At 72.3% G+C, this 14,983-nt stretch carries 13 protein-coding genes and 1 pseudogene; 4 read left to right on the top strand and 10 right to left on the bottom strand.

Features of this window, described 5'->3' with window-relative positions; genetic code table 11:
- Positions 1 to 18: 18 nt before the first annotated feature.
- Positions 19 to 360, bottom strand: a pseudogene (locus FHX81_RS42295) (transposase); the annotation flags it as partial.
- A gap of 417 nt (positions 361 to 777) precedes the next feature.
- On the opposite strand from FHX81_RS42295, the gene FHX81_RS32420 reads away from it, so the two are divergent.
- The 3 genes from FHX81_RS32420 to FHX81_RS32410 are packed head-to-tail and all read left to right on the top strand — an operon-like array spanning position 778 to position 3,783.
- A complete protein-coding gene (locus tag FHX81_RS32420) occupies positions 778 to 1,623 on the top strand; it encodes a metallophosphoesterase family protein (RefSeq protein WP_141982325.1) in 846 nt (281 codons plus the stop codon).
- Positions 1,620 to 2,279 (top strand): 4'-phosphopantetheinyl transferase family protein, encoded by a 660-nt coding sequence (locus tag FHX81_RS32415; RefSeq protein ID WP_141982323.1) that lies wholly within the window; start codon positions 1,620 to 1,622, stop codon positions 2,277 to 2,279. Before FHX81_RS32420 ends, FHX81_RS32415 begins: the two co-directional genes overlap by 4 nt.
- A gap of 25 nt (positions 2,280 to 2,304) precedes the next feature.
- Entirely contained in the window at positions 2,305 to 3,783 is a 1,479-nt protein-coding gene (locus FHX81_RS32410) for a glutamate-cysteine ligase family protein (RefSeq protein WP_141982321.1), read from the top strand.
- Between the two features lie 102 nt (positions 3,784 to 3,885).
- Here the strand turns inward: FHX81_RS32410 and FHX81_RS32405 are convergent, their stop codons facing one another.
- The 5 genes from FHX81_RS32405 to FHX81_RS32385 all read right to left on the bottom strand — a co-directional run bounded on the left by FHX81_RS32405 (position 3,886) and on the right by FHX81_RS32385 (position 8,257).
- Entirely contained in the window at positions 3,886 to 5,103 is a 1,218-nt protein-coding gene (locus FHX81_RS32405) for an SEL1-like repeat protein (protein WP_141982319.1), read from the bottom strand.
- Between the two features lie 217 nt (positions 5,104 to 5,320).
- Complete coding sequence (locus FHX81_RS32400) at positions 5,321 to 6,748, bottom strand: cellulase family glycosylhydrolase (protein ID WP_246108079.1); 1,428 nt, start codon at positions 6,746 to 6,748, stop codon at positions 5,321 to 5,323.
- A gap of 116 nt (positions 6,749 to 6,864) precedes the next feature.
- Entirely contained in the window at positions 6,865 to 7,257 is a 393-nt protein-coding gene (locus FHX81_RS32395; protein ID WP_141982317.1) for a condensation domain-containing protein, read from the bottom strand.
- A gap of 39 nt (positions 7,258 to 7,296) precedes the next feature.
- Positions 7,297 to 7,704: a hypothetical protein gene (locus FHX81_RS32390; protein WP_053721705.1), complete on the bottom strand. Its 408-nt coding sequence runs from the start codon at positions 7,702 to 7,704 to the stop codon at positions 7,297 to 7,299.
- Positions 7,705 to 7,708: 4 nt separating this feature from the next.
- Entirely contained in the window at positions 7,709 to 8,257 is a 549-nt protein-coding gene (locus FHX81_RS32385; RefSeq protein ID WP_170232247.1) for a TetR/AcrR family transcriptional regulator, read from the bottom strand.
- Positions 8,258 to 8,303: 46 nt separating this feature from the next.
- On the opposite strand from FHX81_RS32385, the gene FHX81_RS32380 reads away from it, so the two are divergent.
- Positions 8,304 to 9,911: an AMP-dependent synthetase/ligase gene (locus FHX81_RS32380; protein ID WP_141982315.1), complete on the top strand. Its 1,608-nt coding sequence runs from the start codon at positions 8,304 to 8,306 to the stop codon at positions 9,909 to 9,911.
- Here the strand turns inward: FHX81_RS32380 and FHX81_RS32375 are convergent.
- The 4 genes from FHX81_RS32375 to FHX81_RS42875 form a co-directional block, all read right to left on the bottom strand.
- Positions 9,878 to 10,624, bottom strand: a complete 747-nt coding sequence (locus FHX81_RS32375; RefSeq protein ID WP_141982314.1) for a DUF998 domain-containing protein — start codon at positions 10,622 to 10,624, stop codon at positions 9,878 to 9,880. The two genes, FHX81_RS32380 and FHX81_RS32375, sit on opposite strands and share 34 nt — an antisense overlap.
- A 289-nt stretch (positions 10,625 to 10,913) precedes the next feature.
- The gene (locus FHX81_RS32370; RefSeq protein ID WP_211363619.1) at positions 10,914 to 11,900 is read right to left on the bottom strand and encodes a LacI family DNA-binding transcriptional regulator; all 987 of its coding nucleotides are present in this window, start codon (positions 11,898 to 11,900) and stop codon (positions 10,914 to 10,916) included.
- Positions 11,901 to 11,954: 54 nt separating this feature from the next.
- A complete protein-coding gene (locus FHX81_RS32365) occupies positions 11,955 to 13,655 on the bottom strand; it encodes a discoidin domain-containing protein (protein ID WP_141982313.1) in 1,701 nt (566 codons plus the stop codon).
- A complete protein-coding gene (locus FHX81_RS42875) occupies positions 13,652 to 14,914 on the bottom strand; it encodes a DUF1996 domain-containing protein (protein WP_211363618.1) in 1,263 nt (420 codons plus the stop codon). Before FHX81_RS42875 ends, FHX81_RS32365 begins: the two co-directional genes overlap by 4 nt.
- Positions 14,915 to 14,983: the final 69 nt, after the last annotated feature.

The following is a 14,983-nucleotide window of genomic DNA, read 5'->3' as shown; positions in this document are numbered from 1 at the left end:
TTCCGTTCAGCCCGCGGCACGCGCGCCGCGTCGTTCCGCCGCTTCCAGCACCAGCCGCAGCCACTCGGCGTCACCGGCCGCGCCGTCCACCGCCACCCGGCGCAGCCGCGGCCACAGCCCGGCCTCGCTCCACTCCTGGAACCGCCGGTGCACGGTCGGCACGGTCACGCCGAACGTCGGTGGCAGGTGCCGCCACGCACACCCGCTGGTCAGCACGAACACGATCGCGGTGAAGATCGCGCGGTCGGACACCCGGCCCCGGCCGCCGCCCTGGCGGCGCACCTTCGCGGGTGGCAGCAGCGGCTCGACCACCGCCCACAGCGACGGCGGCACCAGGCGCACGGCCAGCTGCTCGATCACGTCGGCGTGCGGCGGTCGGGGTGGCGCTTCGGGCGCCCGGCGCACCCACGGCTCCTGCCGCTGGGCGTCGCCGCGCTGGCGGGCGCGCAGCAACATGGCCAGGGCGGCGTCGTCGGTGCGCCTGGGCGCGACCGCCGGGTGTGCGTGCTGCTGCACCTGCCGGGCGATCTCCGCGCCCACCGTCCGACCGAACGGCTGCGCTGGTCGTACGTAGTTGGTCATCAGGTCCTCCGCCCAGGACGTCGTGATGCCCATCACGCTAGGAACACCGAAGCCGCCTGGTAAGGGAACGCGCGCCGAACGGGAGTGGTACAGCGTCACGCGGACACCGGCACCCCGCCGAACGGCCACACAGGAGCGACGAGCGGATGAGCGGTCGCTCCCCGATACCGGCTGTGCACGGATACGCTCGAAGGTGTGAGCACTGCGCCGCGACTCCTCGCCACCAGCGACCTGCACGTGACGTACCAGCAGAACCGCGAGTTCGTCGACGCGATCCGGCCGCACTCGCCCGACGACTGGCTGATCGTGGCGGGTGACGTCGCGGAGAGGTTCGACGACGTCGAGTGGGCGCTGGGCGTGCTGCGGGGCCGGTTCGCCAAGGTGGTCTGGTCGCCGGGCAACCACGAGCTGTGGACCACGAAGGACGACCCGGCGCAGGCCCGCGGCGAGGTGCGCTACAAGCAGCTCGTGGAGCTGTGCCGCAGCGTCGACGTGCTCACCCCCGACGACGAGTTCGCCGTGTTCGAGGGCGCGGGCGGGCCGGTGGCCGTGGCGCCGCTGTTCACCCTCTACGACTACACGTTCCGGCCGGCGGGCACGACGGACAAGGCGTCGGCGCTGGCGGTGGCGCAGGAGGCCGGTGTGATCTGCACCGACGAGTACTTCCTGCACCCCGACCCGTACCCGAGCCGGGAGGCGTGGTGCGCGGCACGGGTCGAGGAGAGCGAGCGCCGGTTGCGCGCCGTGGACACGTCGTTGCGCACCGTGCTGATCAACCACTGGCCGCTCGTGCGCGACCCCACGTTCGTGCTGCGGTACCCCGAATTCGCCTTGTGGTGCGGCACGGAGCGGACCGCGGACTGGCACCTCAGGTTCCGCGCGGCGGTGATGGTCTACGGGCACCTGCACATCCCGCGCACGATCCGCAAGGACGGCGTCCGCTTCGACGAGGTGTCGCTCGGCTACCCGCGTGAGTGGCAGCCGCGCGGCTGGACCGCCGCGCCGCTGCTGGACGTGCTGCGTGAGGGGGACGCGCGATGATCCGGGACCTGCTCGCGCCGCCCGTGGCGGCGGTCGACCGGTTCGACGACCCCGAGGGGGTGATGTTGTTCCCCGAAGAGGAGGAACACATCGCCCGAGCGGTGGACAAGAGGCGCAAGGAGTTCACCACGGGCCGGCACTGCGCGCGGACCGCGCTGGCCGAGCTCGGGTTCCCGCCCGTGCCGCTGCTGCCCGGCCCGAAGCGCGAGCCGACGTGGCCCGAGGGCGTCGTGGGCAGCATCACGCACTGCAAGGGCTACCGGGCGGCGGCCGCGGGCCGCAAGTCCGAGGTGTGGACGGTCGGGATCGACGCCGAGCCGAACGAGCCGACCCCGGACGGCGTGCTGGAGGCCATCGCGGTGCCCGGCGAGCTGGCCCGGATGGGTGAGCTGCGGGCGTCGGGCGACAAGGTGGCGTGGGACCGGCTGCTGTTCAGCGCGAAGGAGACCGTCTACAAGGCGTGGTTCCCGCTGGCGCGGACGTGGCTGGGGTTCGAGGATGCGGAGGTGACCATCAACCCTGACGACGGCACGTTCACCGCGCGGATCCTCATCGAGCCGCCGGTGGTGGACGGCGTCGTGCTGGACGGGTTCACCGGTCGCTGGCTGGCACGGGAGGGGTTTGTGGTGACCGCGATCGCGGTACCCGCGCGCTGATCAAGGGTGTTCGGAGGGCGGCGGTATGGGCGACGAGGTCGGGCGACAGCAGTTCACGCGCGAAGACCGGACGCGGTACCGCACGAAGGTGCGCCGCTGCCTGGACGTGTTCGCCCGGATGCTGAGCGAGTCGCGGTTCGAGTTCGACCGGCCGACCACCGGGTTGGAGATCGAGCTGAACCTGGTCGACGACGCGGGCGACCCGGCGATGCGCAACGCCGAGGCGCTGGAGGCCATCGCCGACCCGGACTTCGTGACCGAGCTCGGCCAGTGGAACCTGGAGATCAACGTCGCGCCGCGGCTGTTGACCGGTGGCGGCGTCTCGGCGTTCGAGGACGTCGTGCGGCGGTCGTTGAACGAGGCCGAGCACAAGGCGCGCGAGGTCGACGCGCACATGGTGATGATCGGCATCCTGCCGACGTTGCAGCCGAAGCACCTGGCGGTGGACGCGCTGTCGGGCAACCCGCGGTACACGCTGCTCAACGAGCAGGTGCTGGCCGCGCGGGGCGAGGACCTGCACATCGCGATCAACGGGGTGGAGCGGCTGCAGCTCACCGCGGACTCGATCGTGCCGGAAGCGGCCTGCACCAGCACGCAGTTCCACCTCCAGGTGTCGCCGGAGGACTTCGCGGCGTACTGGAACGCGGCGCAGGCCATCGCGGGCGTGCAGGTGGCGATCGGGGCGAACTCGCCGTTCCTGCTGGGCAAGGAGCTGTGGCGGGAGACGCGGATCGCGTTGTTCCAGCAGGCCACGGACACGCGCAGCGACGAGCTGAAGGAGCAGGGCGTCCGGCCGCGGGTGTGGTTCGGGGAGCGGTGGATCACGTCGATCTTCGACCTGTTCGAGGAGAACGTGCGGTACTTCCCGGCGTTGCTGCCGATCTGCGACGAGGAGGACCCGTTGCAGGTGCTGGAGCGCGGTGACACGCCGTCGTTGGCGGAGCTGCGGCTGCACAACGGCACGATCTACCGCTGGAACCGCCCGGTGTACGACGTGGTGCGCGACCAGCCGCACCTGCGGGTGGAGAACCGGACGCTGCCCGCCGGGCCGACCGTGGTCGACATGCTCGCCAACGGCGCGTTCTACTACGGGCTGGTGCGCGTGCTGGCGGAGGAGGAGCGGCCGCTGTGGTCGCAGATGTCGTTCAGCGCGGCGGAGGAGAACTTCACGGCGGGCGCGCGGTCGGGCATCGACGCCCAGGTGTACTGGCCGGGTCTGGGCACGGTGCCGGTGGCGGAACTGGTGCTGCGCCGCCTGCTGCCGATGGCGCACGAGGGGCTGGTGCGGCTGAAGGTCGACCCGGCCGAGCGGGACCGGCTGCTGGGTGTCATCGAGCAGCGCTGCCTGACCGGCGTGAACGGGGCGACGTGGCAGGCGCGCACGTTCCACCGGCACTACGACCACACCGCGCTGGACCGGCCGGAGGCGCTGCGGCGGATGCTGCGCACGTACCGCGACCTGATGCACAGCAACGAACCGGTGCACACCTGGCCCGTGTCCTGAGCCCCCGGGATCGTCGGACCCCGCCGGCAGGATGACAACAGGGGTGCCCTGGGCGAGAACCCCCTGCGCGGCGTTCGTGTCGGGAGGGTCGGGCGTTGCCGCTCAGTCGGGCGTGTGCGGCGCCGCCGCGGCGTCCGCCTGCCGCGCCTCGATGGCGCGCTGCCACCACAGGTCGCCTTCCGGCCGGCCCCCGTGCAGGGCGGACAGGCTGACCATCGCGTCCGGGTGACCCGCCTCGGCGGCGCGGGTGAACCAGGTTCCCGGCTGGTCCGACGACGGCTCGACCCGGCGGCCCGGACGGCGGGCGGCGGCGCGCGTGGCGGCGCCGCCCCAGCGGGTCAGCAGCATCCCCAGCTCGTACATCGCCTGGGCGTTGCCCACGCCCGCGGCGCGGCGGAAGCAGCGCTCGGCGCCGTCTACGTCCTCCCGCCGCCGGGCCAGGAGGCCGAGCACGACGAGCCCCCGAGTCGCCGCGTCGCGTTCCCGCCGCTCCAGCGCGCGGGAGTCCAGCGGTGGCAGGGCGGACCACAGGTCGTGGTCCACCTCGACCCCGGCCGAGGTCGCCGACCGCTCCCACCAGTCCTCGGCCTCGCCGACCTCCCCGCGGTGCAGCAGCACCAGCGCGAGGTCGGCCATGGCGGACCGGTGACCGGCTCCGGCCGCCTGCCGGTACCACTGCTCGGCCTCACCCGCACGGCCCCCGGTCACCAGCACGGCACCGAGGTGTGCCATCGCGTCGACGTGACCGGCCGAGGCGGCACGCCGGTGCCAGTCCTCCGCCCCCTCGACGTCACCGCGCTCCGCGAGCAAGGACCCGAGCTCCACCATGAAGAACGGCTCACCGGTCGTCTCCACGGCCCGTCGCATCCAGCGTTCCGCCTCGGCGAGCTCTCCCCTGGCCCGCAACCGGGTGCCGAGCACCGCGAGGGCGCGCGGGTCGCCCGCCTCGGCGGCACGGCGGTACCACCCGTCGTCCGTCGGCGGCCCCGAGTCGGCCAGCGCCAGCATGGCGTCCCGGTCGCCGCGGTCGGCGGCTTCCCGGTACCAGCGCTCGGCGTCGGCCGGCCGGCCGTCCCGCCGCGCCAGGCGGGCCAGGCCGTGCATCGCGACCGTGTCGCCCACCGCCGCCGCACGGCCGTACCAGCGCAGCGCCTCCGCGAACCCGCCGCGCTCCTCGCAGAGCAACGCCAGCAGGTTCATCCCGTCCACGTCACCGCGGTCGGCGGCGGCGCGGTACCACACCTCGGCCTCCGCGACGTTGCCGCTGCGCGCCGCGGCGACGCCCAAACCCACCACGGCCGCCGTGTCGGTCTCACCCATGGTTCCCCCCGGATGTCGTCCCCCGATGCTCCCGCACGGCGGACCGACCTCTCAAGGCCGCGTGGCGTCCACCGGCCACGCCGTGCCGCGGCGGAACGCCGTCCTCACCCTGGAACGGCCGGGGAGGCGTCGGTGGGAGCGGCGGCGTCCGGGAAGCAGCCCCAGGGCGGTACGGCGTGCGCGATCTGGAGCGCACGCCGTACCCCCATGGACGCGGTCAGCTCGTCGGGAAGTCGTCCGGGGTGCGCATCCGGTCGCGGATCCAGACGCCGGCGGGCTTGAGCACACCCGTGCCGGCGAACGTGGAACCCGCGCAGGTGCCCTCCTTGAACACCGCGCCCGAGCGGAAGTCGTCGGAGAAGTTCCAGTTCGTCCAGCCGATCTTGTTGGCGGCCAGGAAGTCGAGGTACTTCTGGCTGTAGGTGAAGTCGTTCGCGCCGTCACCGGTGTAGGTCTGGGTGCCGAACTCGGTCACGAAGATCGGCAGCCGCGCCGCCGCCCGCTGCAACGCGGCGAAGTACTCGTCCTGGTGCGACGCCGCGTAGAAGTGGAAGGTGTACATGAAGTTCGTGGCGTTGATCGGGTTGGCGACGATGTCCTGCTCGCTGCGCCCGTCGGAGATCCCCAGCGACCCCCAGCCGTGCGTGCCGACGAACACCACGCCGTCGGGGTCCTGCGCCCGGATCACCGGGATCATCTGCTCGGCGTAGGACTTGATCCCCGCCCACGACACGTTGTTCGGCTCGTTCGCGATGTCGTAGATGATGTTGGTCTTGTCGCGGTGGCGCTGCGCGACCTCGGTGAAGAACGTGCGCGCCAGCGAGATGTTCGCGTTCGGGTCGCCCGGGTCGAGCTGGTGCCAGTCGACCAGCGCGTAGAGGCCGCGCCGGGTGGCCTCCTCGATGTAGCCGTGCACCAGGTCGGTGAACTTGCGCGGGTTCGTCTCGTACCCGCCTTCCTGCACGTACAGCGAGATGCGCAGCACGTCCGCGCCCCAGTCGTTCGCCAGCGCGTCCAACGACGCCGTCTTCACGCACTGCGCGTACCACTGGATGCCGTGCGTGCTCATGCCGCGCAACTGGATCGGCTTGCCGTACTGGTTGCACAGCTTCACGCCGCACACCCGCAACTGCCCGTTGACGTCCGCGGGCCGGCCGACGCCGGACGTGCCGGTGTCCACCGCGAGCCGGTCGAGGTTCGGGCCGCCGGTGGACGTGGTCGCGGTGGCGCGCACGCGGTTCGCGCCGGCGGCCAGTGACACGGTCGCGACGGCGGTGCTCCACGTGGACCACGCGCCGGTCGGGGGGAACGCCACGCTCACGCCGGCGGAGCCGTTGACCGTGACGTTCACCGGCCGGCCGGCCGCGGTGCCGTTGGCGTAGCGGAAGGACAGGGTCGCCGGACCGGCGGTCGCGGCGGTCACGGTGAACTCGACGTAAGCGCCGGTCTCGTTGTCGTAGTTGACGAAGCCGGAGCCGGTGTAGCCCGCGTGGTTCGACTCGACCAGGCCGTTGGAGATCGACGCGCTCTCCGCCTGGTGCTCGGTGACGGCCGCCGCGACGACGTCCGCCGAGGCCGTCGGCACGGACAGGACCGCCGCGACGAGCGGCACCAGCAGGGGTAGTACGGGCCATCGGGGTGCCACAGGGCGCCTCCCACGGTTCAGGGGTGAGGTGGAACACGGTGGCGGCGGTTCAGTTAGGAAAGTTTCCTATCTGTTGCGTGGGATCACAGCACCCCGGGACAGCCGCTGTCAACGGTTCAGACGACCGGAACGGGGGTCGGACGGGCCCGCAGGTGGGCGCTCGCGCTCCACGCCGACACCAGGCCGGGCAGCAGCACGCGCCACGGCAGGCGGGCGAGCACGTCACGCCGCAGCGCCAGCACGATCCGGCCGGACGCGCCGCCGTCGAACCACACCACGCGCAGCGGCACGCCACCCGGCACGTCCTCGACGGCGGCCAGCGGCACGAGGCTCGGCGGCAGCACCACCCGGTGGACGCACGAGTCGGCCGTGACGCCCTCGGCGCGCAGCACCTCGTGCCGCACGAACAACGACCGCACGGCGGCGACCAGCCGGCGCTCGCCCAGGCCCGCGCGCACCTGGATGGTCATGGACTCGTACCCGGCGATCGCGACAGGCCGTGTGGACACGCAGCGCCTTCCCTCAGCTTAGGGGAGGCTAACTTAGCACTAGTAGTCGTCGCCGCCGAAGAACGTTTCCTCCAGCCGGTCCGCCGTGCCCGCGAGCAGCGCCAGCGGCTCGGTGAACTCGTGGATGTCCAGGTCCGACAGCGGCAACGAGTGCCGCAGCACCACGTGGTCGCCCATGATCGCCGCGCCGCAGGCGATGGTCGAGTTGCCGACCTCGGCGAGGAACGCGTGCAGGTCGACGTTCGCCGCCAGGCCGATCGGCGAGGCGATCTGCACCCACTCGTGCAGCTTGTCGAGCACTTCGCGGACCAGGATGACCACCTGCGTCCGCTCGTCGTCCTCGTCGTACTGCTCGAAGTTGAACAGGATCCGGATCTCGTCCTCGTTCTCCGCGATCACGTCGTAGGTGTCGTGCACGTACGCGGCGAGGTCGCCCCAAGTGGCCATGCGATCACCCTACGGGCGCGACCACCGCCCACACCGCATCACCGACCTGATCGGACGCCACGGCCAGGTCCAGCGACCCCATCAGGTGGCGCCGGGCGCACTCGTGCGCGGGCCCCATCACCACGGGGTCCAACGACCACAACGGGATCTCGCGCAGCTCGCCCGCCGCCATCCGGGCGGTGAACCAGCGGGCGACCGGCTCGAACACCTCGGCCTTCACCGCGGGGTCGGCGGTGGACGGCGCGGCGTAGAGGAACCGCGCCCGGCCGGGGTGCTCGGCCACCCAGCCGAGGTACCGCGCCACCAGGGCACGCACGGCACGCTCGGCGTCGCCGGCGTCCAGCGCGGGCAGCATCGCCGCCACGCAGTGCGCGAAGCTCTCGCCGTACAGCACGGCGAACACCCCGGCCCGGCTGCCGAAGTGGTGGTACACGCTGCCGTTGGAGACGCCGGAACGGGCGGTCAGCGCGCTGATCGTGACCGCGCCCAACCCGCCCTCGTCGACCAGCGCGAGGGCCGCGTCCAGCACGGCCCGCCGGCCCGTCGATCCCACGGCGCTAGAGTACCGCTCTAGAGCGTCGCTCCCCCAGGAGGTCACCGTGGCCCGTTCCATCCCCGATCTGCTGCGCGAACGCGTGCGGGAGACCCCGGACGCCGAGGCCCTGCGCCACCGCGCCGGTGGCACGTGGACGTCGCTGACCTGGGCCGAGGTCGGCGAGCAGGTGCGCAGGCGGGCGCTGGGGTTCCGCGAGCTCGGCGTGCGGGACGGGGCCAGGGTCGCGATCATGGCCACCACCAGCGTCGACTGGATCCTGACCGACCTGGCCGTGCTCGCCGCGGGCGGCGTCACCACGACGATCTACCCGAGCAGCACGCCGGACGTCGTCGCGCACATCGTCCGCGACTCCGGGAGCGTGCTCGTCGTCGCCGACCCGGAACTGGCGGGCAAGGTGGACGCGAAGGTCGTCACGACCGACTGGGAGCCCGACCGCGCCGAGGGCGACTACGACGCGATGGTGGACGAGCTGACCCCCGACCGGCTGGCCACGTTGATCTACACCTCCGGCACGACCGGCACGCCCAAGGGCGTCGAGCTGACCCACGACAACTGGCTCTACACCGCCGAGGCGATCCGCGAGCTGGGCGTGCTGACGCCGCAGGACCTGCACTTCCTGTGGCTGCCGATGTCCCACGCGTTCGGCAAGGTGCTGCAGGTCGGCATGCTGGCGACCGGCGTGCCCACCGCCGTGGACGGCGACGTGGACCGGATCGCGGCCAACCTGCTGGAGCTGCGGCCGACCGTGGTGGCCGCCGCGCCGCGGATCTTCGAGAAGATCCACCAGCGGGTCGTGGCGTCCATGCGCGAGGCCGGCGGCGTCAAGGCGAAGCTGTTCGACTGGGCGTTGGCGGTGGCCGAGCACCCGGAGTGGAAGGTGCGGCGCCGGATCGCCGACAAGCTGGTGTTCAGCAAGCTGCGGGCGCGGGTCGGTGGCCGGGTGAAGTACTTCGTGTCCGGCTCGGCGCCGCTGTCGCGCCCGGTCGGCGAGTTCTTCGACCGGGCCGGGATCACGATCCTGGAGGGCTACGGGCTGACCGAGTCGTCGGCCGCGTCGTTCGTGAACCGGCCGGGCGCGAACCGGCTCGGCACGGTCGGTCAGCCGCTGGTCGGCACCGAGGTGCGGATCGCCGACGACGGCGAGGTGCTGATCGGCGGGCGGGGCATCATGCGCGGCTACCGCGGGCTGCCCGAGGAGACCGCCGCGACGTTGCGGGACGGCTGGTTGCACACCGGCGACATCGGCGAGCTCGACGAGGCGGGTCGGCTGCGGATCACCGACCGCAAGAAGGAGCTGATCAAGACCTCCGGCGGCAAGTACGTCGCGCCGCAGGCGGTGGAGGGGCTGGTCAAGGCGGGCAGCCCGTACATCGGCAACGTGCTGGTGCACGGTGACGGTCGCAACTACTGCGTCGCGCTGGTCACCGTCGACGCCGACCTGGCGCCCGCCGACCTGGACGCGGACGCCGAGGTCGGGCGGGCCGTGGAGGCGGCGAACCGGAAGCTGGCGCGGCACGAGACGATCAAGAAGTTCGCCGTGCTGCCGAAGGACTTCTCGGTGGACGACGGCACGCTCACCGCCAGTCTGAAGATGCGGCGCAAGGAGATCGAGAGCCGCTACAAGGACGTGCTGGACGGCTTGTACTCCTGAGCTCCCGCTCCCGGGCTCCCGCTCCCGGGCCTGCGCCCCCGGGCCTGGCCGCGCGACACCGCGATGGCCCACAGTCCCGCGACCAGCACGGCGACCACCTCGGTCAGCACCAGCAGCCGTTCGACGTACCCGAGCGGGATGACCCGCCACCAGGACGTGCCGACGACCGCGTTCACGCCGATCGCGTACAGGATCGGCGTGAACGCCAGGGCGGACAGCACGCCGAGCCGGAAGGTCCACCGGGCGTGCGCTCCCCACACCGGGTCGCGCCGCCAGGGCCGGGCGAGCAGCAGCGCCGCGACCGGCAGCGCGACGAACGCGAGCAGGCTGCCGAACCGGTGGATGCTGCCGCTCATGCTCGGGCCGATCGCCCAGTTGTTCTTGGGGAAGATCACCACCAACGTCAGGCCGACCGACCACGCGGCGAACGCCGCGGAGCCCACCGAGTTCCACCTCGCCACACCCCGGGCGACCAGCACGGCCAGGATGGCGACCGACCCGGCCACCAGCAACAGGACCGCCGTGTCGAACACCCAGCGGTGCGGGCCGAGGGCGTACTCGCTGATGGTGCGGCGGAGGTGCCTCGTGGACTCGCCGAGCCGGTAGAGGTCCAGTCCCCCGACGAGGGCGACGGTGAGCACCACGGCAACCGCACCCGCGAGGGCGACGTAGCGGGCCGGGGAACGGGTCGGGGCGAGTTCAGCGGTCGGCACAACGGACAGAACGGACGACGGCGGGCACGTTGTTCCGGCGTTCAGGTAATCGACAGCTCACCGACAGCCTCCGCCCCCGCTGACGCTCACTCGACCGGGCGAAGCATGCAACCTGTGACAACCCGGACCGCATCTCTCACGTTAGCCGGAGAAAACGGCCGGCCCGGCGGCGGACAGGGCTGCACCGGCGGCCCCGGGACAGGTGGCCGGACGCGCGGCACTGGCGGACCGGTGGCTCAGCCGGACTGGCGGGACCGGTGGGTCAGCCGGGACTGGAGGGACCGCTCGGTCAGCCGGACCGGCGGATCACGAGCGTCGGCGCGAACACGACCGAGCTGACCGGGCGGTCCGGGCGCTCGACCCGTTCCACCAGCAGGCGGGCCATCTCGGCGGCCATGTCCTCGACCGGTTGGCGCACCGTGGTGAGCGGCGGGTCGGATTCGGTGGCGGGGCTGCTGTCGTCGAAGCCGACCACCTTGACGTCCTCGGGCACGCGCCGCCCGTCGTGGCGCAGCACGGGCAGCGCGCCGGTCGCCATCAGGTCCGAGGCGACGAACAGGCCGTCGAGCTCCACGCCGCGCAGCCGCCGCGCGGCCTCGGCCCCGCCCTCGCGGGAGAAGTCGCCTTCCACCACCACCGGCTCGGGCAGGCCGTGCCGGGCCGCGGCCTCGCGGAACCCGCGCAGCCGGTCCTGGCCCGCCGGGGTTTCCAGGGGGCCGGTGATGGTGGCCAGCCGCCGGCAGCCCGACGCCACGAGGTGGTCGGCGGCCAGGGCCGCGCCCGCCGCCTGGTCCACGTCGACGTAGGTGATCGACATCGGCCGGACCGGGCGGGCGGCCAGGACGACCGGCAGGTTGGCCTCGATCAGCTGGCGCGGGAGGGGGTCGGCGCCGTGGGTGTGGATGAGGATCACGCCGTCGAGCCGGTGCTGGCGGATGTCGTCCACCACCTCGCGGTGGTCGCCGGTGGTCAGCACCAGTTGCACGCCCAGCGGCCGGATCACCGGCAGCACGCCGCTGACCACCCGGCCGAAGTACGGGTCGTGCACGGTCCGGCCCTCCTCGGGCAGGACGAGGCCGATCGCGCCCGCCCGGCGGGTGACGAGCGAACGCGCCGCGCGGTTGGGCGTGTAGCCGGTCGTGGAGATCGCCTGCTCCACGACTTGGCGCAGCTCACGGTCCACCGTGGCGACCCCGTTGACGACCCGGGACACCGTGGCCCGGGATACCCCCGCGATCCGCGCGACCTCTTCCAACGTGACTGGTCTGCGGTCCACGTCAGCCTTTATACCGGGGGTGCGGCCACGCCGAGGCGTGACCGCACCCACCCGTCACTGGTAGACGCGGACGTAGTCGACCAGCATGCGCTGCGGGAAGACCGTGGTGGCGTCCGGCGGGCCGGGCCAGTCACCGCCCACCGCGTTGTTGAGCAGGATGAAGAACGGCTTGTCGAACACCCACGGGCCGCGGGTCGCCTCGACCGTCGCCTTGTCGATGGTGAGGACGGTCACGTCGTCGATGCTGAACACCATGCCCTTGCTGTTCCAGTCGACCCGGAACACGTGGAAGGCCGCCGCGTAGTCCTGGCCGATGTCGCGCATCGCCCCGATCCCGCCGCCCCCGAAGTAGGCCGGGCCGTGGATCGTCTGGTACGCGGTGTTCGGCTCGCGGCCCAGGTGCTCCATGATGTCGATCTCACCGCTGGCGGGCCACGGCGTGCCCTTGAAGATGTCGGTGCCGAGCATCCAGAACGCGGGCCACAGGCCCTTGGTGCCCGACACCCGGACGCGGGCCTCGAACCGGCCGTACGTCCACGACGCCTTGCCCTCGGTGATGATCCGGGCCGACGTGTACTGGCACGTGCCGCTGCCGCTGACCGGGTCGACCGGGCACGCCGAGCCGGGCGTGACCTCCCGCCTGGCCTCCAGCACCATGTTGCCCGCGCCGTCGGTGAACGCGTTGCGGTTGTCGGTGTAGTACTGCAGCTCGGCGTTCTGGCCGGTGCCGGTCTCCGGCCGCCACTTGGCGGTGTCCGGCCGCGTGCCCGCGGGCGCGTTGAACTCGTCGCTCCACACCAGTCGCAGCGGGGTGCCGGGGTCCGGTGCCTGCGGCGGTGGTGGCGTGGGGCTGCCGCCGGTGCCGTAGACCTGGAACTCCCACAGGCTGTAGCCGTAGGGGCCGCTGCGCTTGGTCAGGTTGACCCGCACGTACCGGCCCGTGCCGTTCACCGCGATCGTCTGCTTGAACCCGGTGCCGTTGGCCACGGTGTGGATCGTGGTCCAGCTCGACGCATTGGCCGAGGTCTGGATCTCGAACCCGGTGGCGAACGCCGGGTCCCACTGCAGCACGACCTTGCTGACCTGCGCGGTGGCGCCCAGGTCGACGTAGATCCAGCCCGGGTCGACCCAGCCGGTGGTGGGGCTGGTGGCCCAGCGGGTGGCCGGGTTGAAGTCCAGGGCCTTGGCGGGCGCGCACTGCGGGCACGCGCCGTCGTCCTGGGACGACGAGGCGAACGCCGGCTTGTTGTAGGACAGCAGGCCGTCGCCGCCGCCACCGGAGTTGGTGCCCGTGCGGACGGCGAACTCCCACAGCGACACGCCGTACTGCGTGGCGCGGGCGGTGGTGTGCACGCGGACGTAGCGGCCCGTGCCGGTGAAGGTGAGGTTCTGCGTGCCGCCGGTGCCGGTGGTGGTCTGGTGCACGGTGGTCCAGGCGTTGCCGTCGGCCGACGTCTGGATCTGGAACGCGGTCGCGTACGCGGCCTCCCACTGCAACGTGGCGCCGCACACCTCCCGGCTGGTGCCCAGGTCGACCCGCAGCCACTGCGGGTCGCTGAACGCGCTGGACCAGCGGGTGCCGGGGTTGCCGTCGACCGCCGAGGCGGCCGTGAACGGGCTGCCGGTCTCGACCGACGACGCGGTGACGGGTGCGTTCAGCGCCGCGTTGGCCGTGCCGCACTCCGCCGCCTGGACCGCGGTGACCGGCACCACCAGGGCGGCGAGCAGGGAGAACGCGCCGATCAGCGTCCTCATGGCCGGCCGTCCGCGCCGCACTTGATGATCGGGTTGATGCAGTCGCGCACCCGGCGGGCGAGTTCCGCTTCCGGCCACGCGTTGAAGAAGTCGCCGTGCATGGTGAAGCCCCCTCCGGAGGCGAGCCGGAACCGCGCCGGGTCGCCGCTGACGGGGTAGCGCAGCACCTGGCGCAGCTTGGGCACCGGCACCGGGTGGGTGGACGGGCAGTCCGCGTTCACCGGGTAGGCCATGTGGCTCTTGTGGTCCGGCGAGTCGAGGTCGCGGCCGTTCCAGCACTGCGGGAAGTCCAGGTAGGACTCCAGCATGGTGCCGGCCGGGCAGTTCACGAAGTCCTTGGACGCGCCCACGTGCCCGGCGTGCAGGCAGGACCAGCGGGCGATCGTACTGGCGTCCGGCGCGGTGGCCTTCGCGTTGCCCGCCACGACGCGCAAGCCGAGCGGGAACGGCTGGATGCGCGCGATCACGTCGTCGCGCACGCCTTCGCCCAGGTAGTAGAAGGTGGTGCCGGTCGGTTCCACGGGCTGGTTGTCCGCGTAGAGGGTGGGCACCCAGTAGGACGAGAGGTCGACGCCCGGGCTGCAGTTGCTGGTGCCGGCCAGCAGGGACTGCGTGGTGGAGTGCGCGTTGGTCGTGCGGTTGCCGAAGAAGCTGTGCATGTGCGACGCGCCGGGCAGGTTGGGCGCCACGATCGGGTCGTCCGGCAGCCGGTGGCTGTACGGGCACTCGGCGAGGAACTCGGCGACCCGCACGATCGGGCCGCTGGTGTTGCGGACGCCGAACACCTGGAACTCCCACAGCGACACGCCGTACTGGGTGGCGCGGGCGGTGGTGTGGACGCGGACGTACCGGGTGGTGGCGGAGACGGTCAGGTTCTGCACGCCGACGTTGCCGGACGCGGTGGCGATGGTGGTCCAGGCGTTGCCGTCGGCGGAGGTCTGGAGCTGGAACGAGCGCGCGTAGGCGTTCTCCCAGTTCAGGGTGACCTGGCTGATGGCGGTGGACGTGCCGAGGTCGACCCGGAGCCACTGGGGGTCGGCGGCGGCGCTGGACCAGCGGGTGCCGGTGTTGCCGTCGACGGCGGCGGAGGCGGGCGTGCCGCCGTTCTCGGTGGAGGAGGCGGTGACGGGCCGGCCCTGGGACAGCAGTTCCGGGGCGGCGCCGGCGGGAGAGGCGACGAAGGTCAGTGCGGACGCGGTCAGCACCGCGGCGGTGGTGGCGGTGACCAGACGACGCCATCGGCGAATGGTGGGGATCACGACTCCCCTTTCGGAGGGCGATGCAGGGAGGGTTCAGAGAGCGCTCTCACAGCGGAACGTAGGACGGTG

Source organism: Saccharothrix saharensis (genome assembly GCF_006716745.1).
Lineage (GTDB): Bacteria > Actinomycetota > Actinomycetes > Mycobacteriales > Pseudonocardiaceae > Actinosynnema > Actinosynnema saharense.
This window is presented reverse-complemented; position numbering and strand designations above follow the sequence as displayed.

What these genes read in the sequence shown, in the direction of transcription:
- FHX81_RS32410 (WP_141982321.1), top strand. Translation starts at nt 2,305, where the DNA reads ATGGGCGACGAGGTCGGGCGACAGCAGTTCACGCGCGAAGACCGGACG.
- FHX81_RS32390 (WP_053721705.1), bottom strand. Translation starts at nt 7,704, where the DNA reads ATGGCCACTTGGGGCGACCTCGCCGCGTACGTGCACGACACCTACGAC.
- FHX81_RS32405 (WP_141982319.1), bottom strand. Translation starts at nt 5,103, where the DNA reads ATGGGTGAGACCGACACGGCGGCCGTGGTGGGTTTGGGCGTCGCCGCG.
- FHX81_RS32415 (WP_141982323.1), top strand. Translation starts at nt 1,620, where the DNA reads ATGATCCGGGACCTGCTCGCGCCGCCCGTGGCGGCGGTCGACCGGTTC.
- FHX81_RS32365 (WP_141982313.1), bottom strand. Translation starts at nt 13,655, where the DNA reads ATGAGGACGCTGATCGGCGCGTTCTCCCTGCTCGCCGCCCTGGTGGTG.